This is a genomic window from Pseudomonas sp. Marseille-Q5117, from assembly GCF_946901175.1.
Classification (GTDB): Bacteria; Pseudomonadota; Gammaproteobacteria; order Pseudomonadales; family Pseudomonadaceae; genus Aquipseudomonas; species Aquipseudomonas iranensis.
Map to the genome: position 1 here is coordinate 1 of NZ_CAMPPP010000002.1, position 13408 is coordinate 13408.

At 58.9% G+C, this 13408-nt stretch carries 16 protein-coding genes and 1 other RNA gene; 5 read left to right on the forward strand and 12 right to left on the reverse strand.

From position 1 onward, the window contains the following. Nucleotides 1–127: 127 nt before the first annotated feature. From ftsL to rsmI, 5 genes are all read right to left on the reverse strand, one after another. Nucleotides 128–421 carry a cell division protein FtsL gene (ftsL, locus tag OC605_RS03040; protein WP_016773269.1) on the reverse strand — a complete coding sequence of 98 codons (294 nt, stop codon included), beginning with the start codon at nucleotides 419–421 and terminating at the stop codon, nucleotides 128–130. After that, nucleotides 418–1365: a 16S rRNA (cytosine(1402)-N(4))-methyltransferase RsmH gene (gene rsmH / locus OC605_RS03045; RefSeq protein WP_016773268.1), complete on the reverse strand. Its 948-nt coding sequence runs from the start codon at nucleotides 1363–1365 to the stop codon at nucleotides 418–420. The genes ftsL and rsmH overlap by 4 nt, the downstream gene beginning before the upstream one ends. Further along, nucleotides 1362–1817, reverse strand: a complete 456-nt coding sequence (gene mraZ / locus OC605_RS03050) for a division/cell wall cluster transcriptional repressor MraZ (RefSeq protein ID WP_007917012.1) — start codon at nucleotides 1815–1817, stop codon at nucleotides 1362–1364. Before mraZ ends, rsmH begins: the two co-directional genes overlap by 4 nt. 402 nt (nucleotides 1818–2219) lie before the next feature. Then, an RNA gene (rnpB, locus tag OC605_RS03055) (RNase P RNA component class A) lies at nucleotides 2220–2573 on the reverse strand. 73 nt (nucleotides 2574–2646) lie between these two features. Continuing rightward, entirely contained in the window at nucleotides 2647–3552 is a 906-nt protein-coding gene (rsmI, locus tag OC605_RS03060) for a 16S rRNA (cytidine(1402)-2'-O)-methyltransferase (RefSeq protein ID WP_016773267.1), read from the reverse strand. 177 nt (nucleotides 3553–3729) lie between these two features. On the opposite strand from rsmI, the gene OC605_RS03065 reads away from it, so the two are divergent. The 4 genes from OC605_RS03065 to OC605_RS03080 all read left to right on the forward strand — a co-directional run bounded on the left by OC605_RS03065 (nucleotide 3730) and on the right by OC605_RS03080 (nucleotide 7173). Next, on the forward strand, nucleotides 3730–5541 hold the full coding sequence (locus OC605_RS03065; protein ID WP_262136281.1) for a penicillin-binding protein activator: 1812 nt from the start codon (nucleotides 3730–3732) through the stop codon (nucleotides 5539–5541). Beyond that, complete coding sequence (locus OC605_RS03070) at nucleotides 5541–5903, forward strand: YraN family protein (RefSeq protein ID WP_016773265.1); 363 nt, start codon at nucleotides 5541–5543, stop codon at nucleotides 5901–5903. Before OC605_RS03065 ends, OC605_RS03070 begins: the two co-directional genes overlap by 1 nt. A 101-nt stretch (nucleotides 5904–6004) precedes the next feature. Further along, complete coding sequence (locus tag OC605_RS03075) at nucleotides 6005–6598, forward strand: phosphoheptose isomerase (protein WP_008082788.1); 594 nt, start codon at nucleotides 6005–6007, stop codon at nucleotides 6596–6598. Further along, the gene (locus OC605_RS03080) at nucleotides 6595–7173 is read left to right on the forward strand and encodes a BON domain-containing protein (RefSeq protein ID WP_024014250.1); all 579 of its coding nucleotides are present in this window, start codon (nucleotides 6595–6597) and stop codon (nucleotides 7171–7173) included. Before OC605_RS03075 ends, OC605_RS03080 begins: the two co-directional genes overlap by 4 nt. A 48-nt stretch (nucleotides 7174–7221) precedes the next feature. On the opposite strand, the gene OC605_RS03085 is transcribed toward OC605_RS03080, so the two are convergent. The 7 genes from OC605_RS03085 to rplM form a co-directional block, all read right to left on the reverse strand. Continuing rightward, complete coding sequence (locus tag OC605_RS03085; RefSeq protein ID WP_016773263.1) at nucleotides 7222–7635, reverse strand: ClpXP protease specificity-enhancing factor; 414 nt, start codon at nucleotides 7633–7635, stop codon at nucleotides 7222–7224. Between the two features lie 16 nt (nucleotides 7636–7651). Then, a complete protein-coding gene (locus tag OC605_RS03090) occupies nucleotides 7652–8269 on the reverse strand; it encodes a glutathione S-transferase N-terminal domain-containing protein (RefSeq protein ID WP_007961620.1) in 618 nt (205 codons plus the stop codon). A 146-nt stretch (nucleotides 8270–8415) separates the two neighbouring features. After that, nucleotides 8416–9198 (reverse strand): cytochrome c1, encoded by a 783-nt coding sequence (locus tag OC605_RS03095; RefSeq protein ID WP_024014251.1) that lies wholly within the window; start codon nucleotides 9196–9198, stop codon nucleotides 8416–8418. Then, nucleotides 9198–10409, reverse strand: a complete 1212-nt coding sequence (locus OC605_RS03100) for a cytochrome b (protein ID WP_024014252.1) — start codon at nucleotides 10407–10409, stop codon at nucleotides 9198–9200. The genes OC605_RS03095 and OC605_RS03100 overlap by 1 nt, the downstream gene beginning before the upstream one ends. Next, nucleotides 10409–11002, reverse strand: coding sequence for a ubiquinol-cytochrome c reductase iron-sulfur subunit (gene petA / locus OC605_RS03105; RefSeq protein WP_007917031.1), 594 nt, complete (start codon nucleotides 11000–11002; stop codon nucleotides 10409–10411). The genes OC605_RS03100 and petA overlap by 1 nt, the downstream gene beginning before the upstream one ends. Nucleotides 11003–11275: 273 nt before the next feature. Further along, nucleotides 11276–11668, reverse strand: a complete 393-nt coding sequence (gene rpsI / locus OC605_RS03110) for a 30S ribosomal protein S9 (RefSeq protein WP_003228056.1) — start codon at nucleotides 11666–11668, stop codon at nucleotides 11276–11278. Between the two features lie 14 nt (nucleotides 11669–11682). After that, nucleotides 11683–12111, reverse strand: coding sequence for a 50S ribosomal protein L13 (rplM, locus tag OC605_RS03115; protein ID WP_003228062.1), 429 nt, complete (start codon nucleotides 12109–12111; stop codon nucleotides 11683–11685). A 244-nt stretch (nucleotides 12112–12355) separates the two neighbouring features. Between rplM and OC605_RS03120 the strand changes: the two genes are divergently transcribed. After that, nucleotides 12356–13396 carry an NADP(H)-dependent aldo-keto reductase gene (locus OC605_RS03120; RefSeq protein ID WP_262136282.1) on the forward strand — a complete coding sequence of 347 codons (1041 nt, stop codon included), beginning with the start codon at nucleotides 12356–12358 and terminating at the stop codon, nucleotides 13394–13396. Nucleotides 13397–13408 lie beyond the last annotated feature (12 nt).

Sequence of the window (13408 nt, forward strand, 5' to 3'; positions counted from 1 at the left end):
CCCTTGAGGAAGTCACGGTCGACCACTTGCAGGTCGATGATCCGCCAGCAGATCGCCGCGACCATCAGGCCGAGCAGCGCCACCATCAGGCGGAAGCGCCATGGGAACAGTGCGCCTTCGAGTTTCATCATGGCGCCACCATCTTCACGTCAGCCGCGCCAGGGATGTGCATTTTCAGTTGTTCGGTGGCTAGCACTTCGATGCGGCTGTGCGCGGTCCAGGTGCTCTGCTCGAGAATCAAGCGTCCCCACTCGGCCTGCGCCTTGTCGCGCACGCTGAGTTCGTTATAAAGGGTGTTGAGCAACTGCCGGTTCCAGTGCGCGCTGTACGACACGGCAATGGCCGAAAACAGCACGCCGATAAACAGCAGCAGCATCAGAAAGCTGCCGCCGGGCAGTGGTTTGGCGAAAAGCTTGCTCACCGCAACTTCTCCGCGACACGCATGACGGCGCTACGGGAACGTGGGTTGGCTTTGAGTTCGGCGTCGGAGGCCGTCTGCGCTTTGCCGTGGATTTTGATTTTCGGTTCGAAGGCGACGTGGCGAACCGGCAGGTTGCGCGGCAGGTTGTCGGCCTCGCCTTTCACCAGCTTGCGCATGAACAGTTTGACGATGCGGTCTTCCAGCGAGTGGAAGCTGATGACCACCAGACGGCCGCCAACTTCCAGCGCTTGAAGCGCGGCGTCGAGGCCGGCTTCCAGATCGCCGAGTTCGTTATTGACGTGAATGCGCAAACCCTGGAACGCGCGGGTAGCCGGGTTCTTGCCCTTTTCCCACGCCGGGTTGGCGACTTTCAGCACTTCGGCCAGATCGGCGGTGCGCTCGAACGGCTTGATGTCACGACGCTCGGCGACGGCACGGGCCATACGCCCGGAGAAACGTTCTTCGCCGTATTCCTTGAACACCCGGGCGATTTCTTCCACCGGCGCGGTGTTGACGAATTCGGCAGCGCTGATGCCACGGGACGGGTCCATGCGCATGTCCAGCGGCCCGTCATTGAGGAAACTGAAGCCGCGCTCGGCATCATCGAGCTGCGGCGACGACACGCCGAGGTCGAGCAGAATGCCGCTGACCTTGCCGGTCAGGCCTTGCTCGGCAACCACCGAACCGAGCTCGGCAAAGCTACGCTGCACAACGACAAAGCGGCCGTCTTCGGCCGCTAGCGTTTGCCCGGTGGCAATCGCTTGAGGATCCTTGTCGAATCCGATGAGCCGACCGTCCGGCCCGAGCTGGCTGAGGATCAACCGACTGTGCCCGCCGCGCCCGAACGTGCCGTCCAGATAGCAGCCATCAGGACGTACGGCGAGAGCCTCGACGGCTTCGTCAAGCAGTACGGTGATGTGGTTAAAGCCGCTATCAATAGTCACAGGATCAAATCACGCAGTTCATCAGGCATCGCGCCCGGTTGTTGAATAGCAGCAAGGTCAGCGGCAGACACCGCGTTCCATGCATCCTCGTCCCACAATTGGAACTTGTTCAGTTGGCCGACCAGCATCGCGCGCTTATCGAGCTTGGCGTATTCGCGCAAACGCGGCGGAACCAGGAAACGACCACTGCCATCGAGTTCGAGGTCGACGGCATTACCAATCAATAAACGTTGCAGGCGACGGTTCTCTTCGCGAAGCGAAGGGAGTGCGCGCAACTTGGTTTCAATAATTTCCCACTCATCGAGTGGATAGACACACAGGCACGGATCAACGGCATCAATGGTCACGATCAATTGACCGGAACTGCGCGAATCGAGCTCGTCACGGTACCGGCTCGGCATGGCGAGACGGCCCTTTGCATCGAGACTGATAGCGTTAGCTCCGCGAAACACGTCAGCGTTTCTCCAATTTTTATCGTTTTGAGCTCAAAAAACCCACTTCATGCCACTTTCCGCCACTTGCGCACACTATAGGAATGCGCCCACCACACCGTCAAGGCGCGGATTAAAGGAAAAGCCTTACAGAACGGAGATTTAGCGGCGTAAAAGGAGGCGCAACGAGAATCTGACGTGAAGTTTCGACCAATAACTTGATGCAGCACTGAAAGCTGCGCTCGAAAGTTAAAGTAGTTTGTTAAGAGTAAGATTTTTTCGGTATTACAAAGGCGCTTCGGCTGTTGATTGAAGCAGGGTGGGAAAAGGCTATTACCGCGTTTGCCGCTGCCGGAGTTTCAGACCAGGCCGGCTGATATTACACAGCCGCGTCTTCTTTGTTTCAAGCAGGGAAAGAAAAAGGTGGAGAGTCGATCTGTAAGCCGGGTTCTGTCTTGAACAGTCATTCGTCTACGATGGCCATCACTGGACATCTTTAGCAACCTACCCGGTCCCAGCGCGGGCCACGCCTTGGGACCCTATTTGGTCTTGCTCCAAGTGGGGTTTACCTAGCCACGAACTGTTGCCAGACGTGCGGTGCGCTCTTACCGCACCTTTTCACCCTTACCGGCGCTTGCGCGCTTAGGCGGTTATTTTCTGTGGCACTTTCCGTAGGCTCACGCCTCCCAGGCATTACCTGGCACTTCGCCCTATGGAGCCCGGACTTTCCTCCCCCCCCTAATTTTCATAGAGGGCAGCGACTGTCCGATCGACTCTCCGCCGCGAAGGTTAACGGCAGAGCGCCGGAAGAACAAGCGCTAAAACCCTCAGGAACGCCATGGGCGACGGCTTACACGCCTTTCTGTTTATCCAGCGCGACCTGATACAGCACGTTTTTGCGCTCGCCAGTGATTTGTGCTGCCAGTGCGGCGGCGCGCTTGAGCGGCATTTCTTCGAGCAAGAGATCGAGGATGCGCATGGCTTCGCTGCTGACCGCGTCTTCCGACTCCGGCGCGGTCCAGCCAGCCACCAGCACCACGCACTCGCCGCGCTGCTGATTGCTGTCGGACTCGACGAACGCACGCAGTTCGCTGAGCGGCAGGCCTTTGAGGGTTTCGAAGGTTTTGGTGATTTCCCGCGCCAGCAGAGCCTGACGCTCGCCGCCAAACACCGCTTCCATATCCTGCAGGCATTCGAGAATGCGATGCGGCGCCTCATAGAAAATCAGGGTGCGTGGCTCTTCTTTGACTGCTTCCAGACGCGCCTTGCGCCCGACCGACTTGGCCGGCAGGAAACCTTCGAAGATAAAACGGTCGGACGGCAAGCCCGCCGCCGACAGCGCTGCGATCAACGCGCAGGCACCCGGCACCGGCACCACATTGATGCCGGCCGCACGGGCCTGACGCACCAGGTGATAACCCGGATCGGAAATCAGCGGCGTGCCGGCATCAGAGATCAGCGCGACGTTGTCGCCCGCCAGCAACCGGGTAATAAAGCGGCTACCCTCATCCCGTTCGTTGTGTTCGTGACATGCGGCCAGCGGCGTACCGATACCGAAGTGCTGCATCAGGCGCGCCGAATGCCGCGTGTCTTCCGCTGCAATCAGTGCCACTTCACGGAGGATCTTCAAGGCCCGGGCGCTGATGTCGTCCAGGTTGCCGATGGGCGTCGCCACCACATAAAGCGAGCCAGCAGCGGAATTCAAAGGACCTGGAGCAGTCAAAGCGCACACCTCGTGATCGGTAAAAGCGGCCATTGTAGCGCGTCATGAGGCTTGCGATGCGCTCCGGCCGAGTGCGGTTTTTCGCCCGGTTGTGCGTTGCCGCAACATTTACTCCAGCTAAATTGACCGATTCACGCCAGTAACATCGCGCCCCGGCCAGTGCTTGGGTACAATTCCACGCTAATTTGATCGAGTATCAGGAACACTTACATGATCGCTTGCCTGCGGCTGCTCACTGCCCTCTGCCTCGCTGCCTTGTTGGCCGCGTGTGCCAGCTCCCCTTCCTCCAGCCTTGGCGAACTTCCACGGACTCCGGACGCCAGCATCGAGCAACTGCTCGAACAGGCCGCCCAGGCTAAAACCCCGGAACAAGCCGCCCTGCTGCGCCTGAGCGCAGCAGACCAGGCTTATCGCCAAGGCAATGCCGGCCAGTCCGCGCAAATCCTGCAACAAGTGCCGGTGGAGCAACTCAAGCCAGGCCAGCAGATTTTCGCCAATACGCTGTCCGCCGAACTGGCCATGACGCGCAATCAGCCGAAAGCTGCGCTGACTGCCCTGAGCCATCCAAGCTTCCAGAAGCTCAGCGAAATGCCGGAAGAGCAGCAAGTGCGCGCTGGCACTGTTCACGCCCGCGCCCTTGAAGCCGATGGCCAGACGCTGGCCGCTGCCCGTGAGCGTGTGTTCATTGCACCGATGCTGGAAGGCGAAGCGGCGAGCAAGAATCACGAAGCGATCTGGACCCTGATCGCGTCGCTGCCAACCGATCAATTGCAACCGAACAACACCGACGATCTCGGCGGTTGGATGGCACTGGCGCAAGCGGTGAAAACCGCAGGCACGCTGGAACAGCAACAGGCCGCGATCGACAACTGGCGTGCGCAGAATCCAAAGCACCCGGCGGCGATCAACCTGCCGCTGCCGCTGACCAAACTCAAGGAACTGGCCAGCCAGCCACTGAGCAAAATCGCCCTGCTGCTGCCCCAGGACGGCCAGTTGGCGTCGGTCGGCAAAGCGCTGCGTGAAGGCTTCATGGCCGCGCATTATCAGGCGCAACAGGCCGGCCAGAACCCGCCTGCCATCGAGTTCTACGACAGCTCGAAGCTGACCTCGATGGACGAGTTCTATCGCAAGGCCCAGGCGGACGGCGTGCAACTGGTAGTCGGCCCGCTGGAAAAACCACTGGTCAAGCAACTGAGCACTCGCCCGCAACTGCCGATCACGACCCTGGCGCTGAACTACAGCGAAGGCGAGCAAGGCCCGGCGCAACTGTTCCAGTTCGGCCTCGCTGCTGAAGATGAAGCTCGCGAAGTCTCCCGTCGCGCCCGTGCCGATGGCCTGCATCGCGCCGCGATCATGGTGCCGAAGGGCGAATGGGGCGATCGCGTCCTGCGTGCCTTCAGCCAGGACTGGCAAGCCAATGGCGGCAGCATCGTTGCCACCGAACGTGTCGATCAGCCGGTGCAACTGGCCCAGCAGATCGCCGATATGTTCCAACTGCGTCAGAGCGAAGCTCGCGCCAAGAGCCTGCAGAATGTTGCCGGCACCAATGTCGCCGCCCAGCCTTCGCGTCGCCAGGACATCGAATTCATCTTCTTGGCCGCCACGCCGCAACAGGCCCAGCAGATCAAGCCGACCCTGAACTTCCAGTACGCCGGTGACGTGCCGGTCTACGCGACTTCCCACGTGTACAGCGCCAGCGGCGACGTCAACCAGTACAACGACATGAACGGCATTCGCTTCTGCGAAACCCCATGGTTGCTGGAAACCAGCGATCCGCTGCGCCAGCAAGTAGCTGCGCAATGGCCGCAAGCCAATGGCAGCCTCGGTCGCCTGTACGCCATGGGCGCCGACGCCTATCGCCTGGCACCGCGCCTTGGCCAACTCAAGGCCCTGCCGGACAGCCGCATCGAAGGTCAGTCGGGCAGCCTCGGCATGACCCAGACCCAGCGCGTAGTGCGCCAGTTGCCATGGGCACAGTTCGTCAGTGGTCAGGTGCAGCGCCTGCCGGACACACCGCGCTAATGCCCGACAGGTCACGCTCGCAAAGCGGCAAGGATGCCGAGCGCCAGGCGCTCGAACATCTGCAACAACAAGGTCTGCGCCTGCTGGCGCAGAACTGGTTATGCAAACGCGGCGAGCTTGATCTGGTCATGCTTGATGGCGATACAGTAGTATTCGTTGAAGTTCGCTACAGAAAAAACACCCAATGGGGTGGCGCGCTCGCCAGTATCGACGAGCGCAAGCAGCAGAAACTGATCTTTGCGGCACAGTATTTTCTTCAGCGCGAGTCGCGTTGGGCCAATTCCCCCTGCCGCTTCGATGTGGTGGCGATCGATAGCCACCCGAATCAGCTGAACTGGTTGCAGAATGCTTTCGACAGTTGATCGCCTGCACCCTGCCCTGTTTTCGTCCGACACATTTTGCTCTTTGCTTTGCCGGCTGCACATTCACGTGCCGAACAGCCGCGCCACTTAAGGTCACACAGATGGACATGCAATCCCGAATTCGCCAGCTTTTCCAGGCCAGTATCGACACCAAGCAACAGGCGATGGACGTACTTGCACCGCACATCGAGCAAGCCAGCCAGATCATGGTCAACGCCCTGCTCAACGAAGGCAAAATGCTCTCGTGCGGCAACGGTGGCTCGGCCGGCGATGCCCAGCATTTTTCTTCGGAGCTGCTCAACCGCTTCGAGCGCGAGCGTCCGAGCCTGCCGGCGATTGCGCTGACCACCGACACTTCGACGATCACCTCGATCGCCAACGATTACAGCTACAACGAAGTGTTCTCCAAGCAGATCCGCGCGCTCGGCCAGCCGGGCGATGTGTTGCTGGCGATTTCGACCAGCGGCAACTCGGCGAACATTATTCAAGCGATCCAGGCCGCACATGATCGCGAAATGATTGTCGTAGCTTTGACCGGACGCGATGGCGGCGGCATGGCGTCGCTGCTGTTGCCCGAGGACGTCGAGATTCGCGTACCGGCCAACGTCACTGCACGTATTCAGGAAGTCCACTTGCTGGCGATCCATTGCCTTTGCGATCTGATCGACAGCCAACTGTTCGGGAGTGAAGAATGACCCCTAATCGCCTTGGCCTTCTGGCCTTGACCCTGTGCCTCGGCATCAGCGGCTGCACCTCGGTGGTGAACGCCAGCCGTGAAGCGCCGATCGAAGACGACCGCGGCACGCGCACCTTCGGCAGCAAGATCGACGACTCGCTGATCGAAACCAAAGCAGGCGTGAACATCGCCAAGGCCGATCCGGCACTGGACAACGACTCGCACATTGTCATCACCAGCTTCAACGGCGTCGTCCTGCTCGCCGGCCAGACTCCGCGCGAAGACCTCAAGGCCAAAGCCGAACAGGCCGCCGCCAACGTCCAGCGCGTAAAGAAGGTGCACAACGAGCTGCAAGTGCTGCAACCGTCCTCCCTGCTCGCGCGCCAGAACGACGCGTGGCTGACCACCAAGATCAAGACCCAGATGCTCACCGACGCCAGCATTCCTGGCTCGCGCATCAAAGTCGTGACCGAGAACGGCATCGTCTACCTGCTGGGCCTGCTGACCAAACAGGAAGCCACTCAGGCAACCAATCTGGTTCAGGGTGTGTCTGGTGTGCAGAAGATTGTGAAGCTGTTCGAATACATCGACTGACCGTAAAAGGCAGACACAAAAAAGGCGATCCATCCGGATCGCCTTTTTTTATTTCACAACCTTCAAGCTTGGCCGGCCACTCGGGCGTGGCGGCTCGCTGCCCGGTGGCGGCGAGTCGTCATCCGGATCGATGTCTTCCTCGTCGTCCATCGGCAACTCGAGGTCAAACACCATTCCCTGGCCGTTCTCACGCGCATAAATGCCCAGGATCGCGCTGATCGGCACGTAGAGACTGTGCGGAACACCGCCGAAGCGGCCTTCGAACGTCACCACGTCGTTATCCATGTGCAGATGACGCACGGCACTCGGCGAGATGTTCAGGACGATCTGGCCGTCACTGGCAAAACCCTGTGGCACCTGCACCGCCGGGTACTCGGAGTTGACCAGCATGTGCGGGGTGCAATCGTTATCCACAATCCACTCGTAGAGCGCGCGGACCAGATAAGGTCGACTGGAGTTCATAGCGGCTCCTTAAGCCTTAGCGCATATCGCGTTCGACACCAGACAGACTCGCCTGGAAAGCCTCACGCGCAAACTGGCGCTCCATATAATCAAGCAGCGGCTTGGCCGGCCGCGGCAGTTCAATACCCAGAATCGGCAAACGCCAGAGTATGGGTAATAGGCAGCAATCCACCAGACTTTGTTCCTCACTGAGGAAGAACGGCTTGTCGGCGAACAGCGGCGAAACGCCGGTCAGGCTTTCGCGCAATTCCTTGCGCGCCACGACCCGTGCGGCCTCTTTGCTCTTGGGATCCAGAATCAGATCCACCAGCCCGCACCAGTCACGCTGAATCCTGTGGATCAGCAGACGGCTGTTGGCCCGCGCCACCGGATAAACCGGCATCAGCGGCGGGTGCGGGTAACGCTCATCCAGATACTCCATCACCACGGTCGACTCCCACAACGCCAGGTCACGATCGACCAGCGTCGGCAGACTGCCGTAAGGGTTCACCTCAATCAGTTTAGGCGGCTGGCGGCCCGCTTCCACGTAAATGATTTCGGCGCTGACACCCTTCTCTGCAAGCACGATGCGCACTCGGTGGGAATAGTGGTCGGCGGGGTCGGAGTAACAGGCCAACCGATTGGTCACGCCCATGGCGATCCTCCTCGCTTGTTGAATTTGTCGGAACCGGAAAAACGCGCGCGCCCAGAGGGCACCTCCCGCAGGGTCTGACTGAGCAGATCCTGCTTTAGCGGAGGCGCCCTTGGGCGCGCGCGATTAACAGCAATGCTTGAAGCGTATCAGTGCACGTCTTTCCAGTATTCACGCTTGAGCAGGTAGGCGAACACAAAGAAGAACGCCAGGTACAGCAAGACATAAGTACCGATGCGCTGATGTTGCAGCTTAACCGGGTTAGCCGAGTAAGCCAGGAAGGTTACCAGATTCTTGACCTTCTCATCGAACTGCTCTTCGTTCAGAGCACCGGACTTCGGCACGATGGTCAACTGATCGCACGCTTCATGGGTCAGCGGCGTGCCGGTCAGCGGATCGTATTGCTTCTTGCCGTCTTCGACGATCTGCACCTGTTTGCAGCCGACGACCTGACGACCTTGCAGGCCGACCAGCACGTTAGGCATGCCGACGTTCGGGAAGACCTTGTTGTTCACGCCCCATGGACGCGCCGGGTCTTCATAGAACGACTTCAGGTAACCGTACAGCCAGTCGGTGCCGCGTACTCGCGCTACCAGAGTCAGGTCCGGCGGCGCTGCGCCGAACCAGGTCTTGGCGTCGGCCGGCTGCATGCCGATGTTCATGTGGTCGCCAATCTTGGCACCGGTGAACACCAGCTTCTCCAGCATCAACTCGTGCGGGATGCCGAGGTCATCGGCGACGCGCTCGTAACGCTGGAACTTGGCACTGTGGCAACCCATGCAATAGTTGGCAAAGGTCCGCGCACCATCCTGCAGGGCGGCTTTGTCGGAGACGTCGATATCGACACTTTCCAGTTCCGGACCATGACCCTCGGCAGCAAAAACCAGGGAAGGCAGCGCAGCAAAAATCAGAGCAAGAAATAACTTTTTCATCAGCCAGTCACCCTTTCCGGAACCGGTTTGGTCTTCTCGAGCCGGGTGTAGAACGGCATCAGAATGAAGTAGGCGAAATACAGGAAGGTGCAGACCTGCGACAGCAACGTGCGCCCTGGCGTCGGCGCCAGAACGCCAAGAATGCCGAGAATCACGAAGGAGATGCAGAACACCACCAGCCAGATTTTGCTCAGCCAGCCCTTGTAGCGCATCGATCTCACCGGGCTGCGATCCAGCCAAGGCAGCACGAACAGCACCGCAATCGCCGCCCCCATGGCGATAACGCCCAGGAGTTTGTCCGGCACCGCACGCAGGATTGCGTAGAACGGCGTGAAGTACCAGACCGGGGCAATATGCTCAGGCGTCTTGAACGGGTTGGCCGGCTCGAAATTAGGCTTTTCGAGGAAGTAGCCGCCCATTTCCGGGAAGAAGAACACAATGAAGCAGAAGATGAACAGGAACACCACAACGCCGACAATGTCCTTCACCGTGTAGTACGGGTGGAACGCGATGCCGTCCAGGGGGATGCCGTTTTCGTCTTTGTGCTTCTTGATATCGACGCCATCAGGGTTGTTCGAACCGACTTCGTGCAGCGCCAGAATGTGCAAGACCACCAGACCGAGAATCACGATCGGCAGCGCGACAACGTGCAAGGCGAAAAAGCGGTTCAGGGTGATTCCGGAGATCAGGTAGTCACCACGAATCCACTGGGTCAGGTCATCGCCGATCAGCGGAATCGCACCGAACAGCGAGATGATCACTTGGGCACCCCAGTAGGACATCTGGCCCCACGGCAGCAGATACCCCATGAACGCTTCGGCCATCAGTGCCAGGTAGATCAGCATGCCGAACACCCAGACCAGCTCGCGCGGTTTCTGGTACGAACCATAAAGCAGGCCGCGGAACATGTGCAGATAGACGACGATGAAAAACGCCGAGGCGCCGGTCGAGTGCAGCAGACGCAGGATCGAGCCGTACTCGACGTCGCGCATGATGTATTCAACGGAAGCAAACGCCTCTTCTGCCGACGGCGTATAGCTCATCGTCAGCCAAACGCCGGTGACGATCTGGTTGACCAGCACCAGCAGCGCCAGCGAGCCGAAGAAATAGAAGAAGTTGAAGTTTTTTGGTGCGTAATATTTGCTGAGATGGTCTTCCCACATTTTGGTCGCGGGAAAGCGCGCATCAACCCAATCCATGAACTTGCTCATCACGCTTTCTCCGTATCGACGCCAATGACAATCAGGTCATCGGTCTCATAGGAATGCGGGGGAACTGGCAGGTTCAAAGGCGCAGGTTGCGACTTGTAGACGCGGCCAGCCAGATCGTAGTGGGAACCGTGGCACGGGCAGAAATAGCCGCCTACCCAGTCCTTGCCCAGATCCGCAGGTGCCACTTCGGGACGGAAGGTCGGTGAGCAACCCAGGTGCGTACAGATCCCGATCAGCAGGAGAATTTCCGGCTTGATCGAGCGTACTTCAGGGTCGACATAAGTGGGTTGCGTGGAGTTTTTGGAGGTCGGATCGGAGAGCTGACCCTCGATCTTCTTGAGATTCCCCAGGATTTCCTCGGTACGGCGGACAATGAACACCGGCTGGCCGCGCCATTCAGCAATCATCTGCTGGCCTGGCTCGATTTTGCTGACATTCACTTTCACCGGTGCACCGGCAGCTTTCGCCTTGGCACTGGGAAACCATGACCCCACGAACGGGACCGCAGCCCCCACCGCTCCTGCAGCACCCACCACGGATGTGGCTGCCACCAGGAAGCGACGCCGGCCTGCATTCACGCCGTCATTGCTCATTCAGTCCTCTCCCATCAGCTTTTTTGGCCTGTTAAATCAGGCGTCTACTAAATAAATCAAATGTTACTTATAAAAATTTTGCCCGAATGGTAATGAAAACCCCCAATTCTGACAAGGTTAATTCCCCGGGGATCAACCCCTCAAGCCTTGGAGTATAGGGGGTCTACGGCTGTGGCAAGTTGTCACAACGCAATTCTTTGATAAATCGCACGCATAAAAAAACGCCCGCTTCCGTGAGGAGGCGGGCGTTCTTTTTTGAACGTGGAAGCGGAATTAACGCTTCGAGTACTGCGGACGCTTACGCGCTTTACGCAGACCAACTTTCTTACGTTCAACTTCACGGGCGTCGCGGGTAACGAAGCCAGCTTTGCGCAGAGCGCTACGCAGGGTTTCGTCGTAGTCCATCAGAGCGCGAGTGATGCCGTGGCGGATTGCGCCAGCCTGACCACTTACACCACCGCCGATCACGGTGACGTAGATGTCGAATTTCTCGACAGTCTCGGTCAGCTCCAGCGGCTGACGAACTACCATGCGGGCAGTTTCGCGGCCGAAGAAGTTATCCAGCGAACGGTTGTTGATGGAGATGTTACCAGTACCCGGACGCAGGAAAACGCGTGCGGTTGCGGTCTTGCGACGGCCAGTGCCGTAATTTTGAGTCGCCGACATAATGAACTATTCCGTTAAATCTTCAGTTCTTGGGGCTGCTGAGCAGTATGAGGGTGTGCAGCGCCCGCATAGACTTTCAGCTTACGGTACATGTCGCGACCCAGTGGGTTTTTAGGCAGCATGCCTTTAACCGCGGTCTCGATCACGCGCTCAGGGGCTTTGGCGATCAGCTTTTCAAAGTTGATCGACTTGATGCCGCCCGGGAAACCGGAGTGGGAGTAGTACATTTTGTCAGTGGTTTTAGCGCCGGTAACACGGATCTGCTCGGCGTTGATCACGACGATGTAGTCGCCGGTGTCAACGTGAGGAGTGTACTCAGGCTTGTGCTTGCCACGCAGACGGCTCGCGATTTCGGTGGCCAGACGACCCAGGGTCTGACCAGCAGCGTCGACGACAAACCAGTCGCGCTTTACTGTTTCCGGTTTAGCAGTAAAAGTTTTCATTCTTTATAGCCTCAGGGGCCGCCTGTAAATAAGACGGCGGATCTTACTGAATAGTGCGTACTTTGACAAGTCAAAGGCAGCCGGATACAGACGCTTTCGGGGGCTCGGGTCGGCGCGTCCGTTCAACGGCAAGATTCTTCGGCGGCGGCGCATCACTTCCACTGCAGAAAGAGGTCGGCAATTATGCAGATTGCGAAAAATTTTTCAACCTGCTTTTATGATTGTTTTGCCCAAGGAGCACCCGATGGACTATCGCCAGCTAGGCCGTACCGACCTGAACGTGAGTGCAATCTGCCTCGGCACCATGACCTGGGGCGAGCAAAACACTGAGGCTGAAGCCTTCGCCCAGATTGAACGGGCCAAAAAGGCAGGGATCAATTTCCTCGACACCGCCGAAATGTATCCGGTGCCGCCGAAAGCCGAAACCTACGCCACCACCGAGCGCTACATCGGCAATTACTTCAAGAGTCGCGGTGACCGTGCCGACTGGATCCTCGCCAGCAAGATCGCCGGCCCCGGCAACACCATCGACTACATCCGCGACAAGAACCTGCGCCACAACCGCCAGCACATCACCGAAGCACTGGACGGCAGTCTCAAGCGCCTGCAGACCGATTACATCGATCTGTATCAATTGCACTGGCCGGAACGCAGCACCAACTTTTTCGGACAGCTGGGCTACAAGCACAAGATCGAAGCCAACCTGACGCCGCTGGAAGACACCCTCGAAGCCCTCGACGAACAGGTGAAGGCCGGCAAGATCCGCCACATCGGCCTGTCCAACGAGACGCCGTGGGGCACCATGCGCTTTCTGGCTCTGGCCGAAGCCCGTGGCTGGCCGCGTGCAGTGTCGATCCAGAACCCGTACAACCTGCTCAACCGCAGCTTCGAAGTCGGCTTGGCCGAGATCGCCACCCGCGAACAGTGCGGCTTGCTCGCCTATTCGCCGCTGGCATTCGGCTTTCTCTCCGGCAAGTACGAAGGCGGCGCTCGCCCACCGAAAGGCCGCCTGAGCCTTTACAGCCGCTTCAGCCGCTATTTCAACCCGCAATCGGAGGCGGCGTGCAGCCGTTACGTAGCCCTGGCCCGTGAACACGGTCTGGACCCGGCACAAATGGCCTTGGCCTTCGTGACCCAGCAACCCTTCGTCACCAGCAACATCATCGGCGCGACGACGCTTGAGCAACTGGACAGCAACATTGCCAGTTTTGATCTGAAACTGTCCGATGAAGTGCTGGCCGGGATCGAGGCGATTCACAAGGATCATCCGAATCCGGCGCCTTGATTGACCGCTAGA

Coding starts and splice junctions, on each gene's coding strand:
- OC605_RS03120 (WP_262136282.1), top strand. CDS start 12,356: ATGGACTATCGCCAGCTAGGCCGTACCGACCTGAACGTGAGTGCAATC.
- rplM (WP_003228062.1), bottom strand. CDS start 12,111: ATGAAAACTTTTACTGCTAAACCGGAAACAGTAAAGCGCGACTGGTTT.
- OC605_RS03095 (WP_024014251.1), bottom strand. CDS start 9,198: ATGAAAAAGTTATTTCTTGCTCTGATTTTTGCTGCGCTGCCTTCCCTG.
- rpsI (WP_003228056.1), bottom strand. CDS start 11,668: ATGTCGGCGACTCAAAATTACGGCACTGGCCGTCGCAAGACCGCAACC.
- OC605_RS03075 (WP_008082788.1), top strand. CDS start 6,005: ATGGACATGCAATCCCGAATTCGCCAGCTTTTCCAGGCCAGTATCGAC.
- petA (WP_007917031.1), bottom strand. CDS start 11,002: ATGAGCAATGACGGCGTGAATGCAGGCCGGCGTCGCTTCCTGGTGGCA.
- OC605_RS03085 (WP_016773263.1), bottom strand. CDS start 7,635: ATGAACTCCAGTCGACCTTATCTGGTCCGCGCGCTCTACGAGTGGATT.
- OC605_RS03080 (WP_024014250.1), top strand. CDS start 6,595: ATGACCCCTAATCGCCTTGGCCTTCTGGCCTTGACCCTGTGCCTCGGC.
- OC605_RS03070 (WP_016773265.1), top strand. CDS start 5,541: ATGCCCGACAGGTCACGCTCGCAAAGCGGCAAGGATGCCGAGCGCCAG.
- rsmI (WP_016773267.1), bottom strand. CDS start 3,552: ATGGCCGCTTTTACCGATCACGAGGTGTGCGCTTTGACTGCTCCAGGT.
- OC605_RS03090 (WP_007961620.1), bottom strand. CDS start 8,269: ATGGGCGTGACCAATCGGTTGGCCTGTTACTCCGACCCCGCCGACCAC.
- OC605_RS03100 (WP_024014252.1), bottom strand. CDS start 10,409: ATGAGCAAGTTCATGGATTGGGTTGATGCGCGCTTTCCCGCGACCAAA.
- OC605_RS03065 (WP_262136281.1), top strand. CDS start 3,730: ATGATCGCTTGCCTGCGGCTGCTCACTGCCCTCTGCCTCGCTGCCTTG.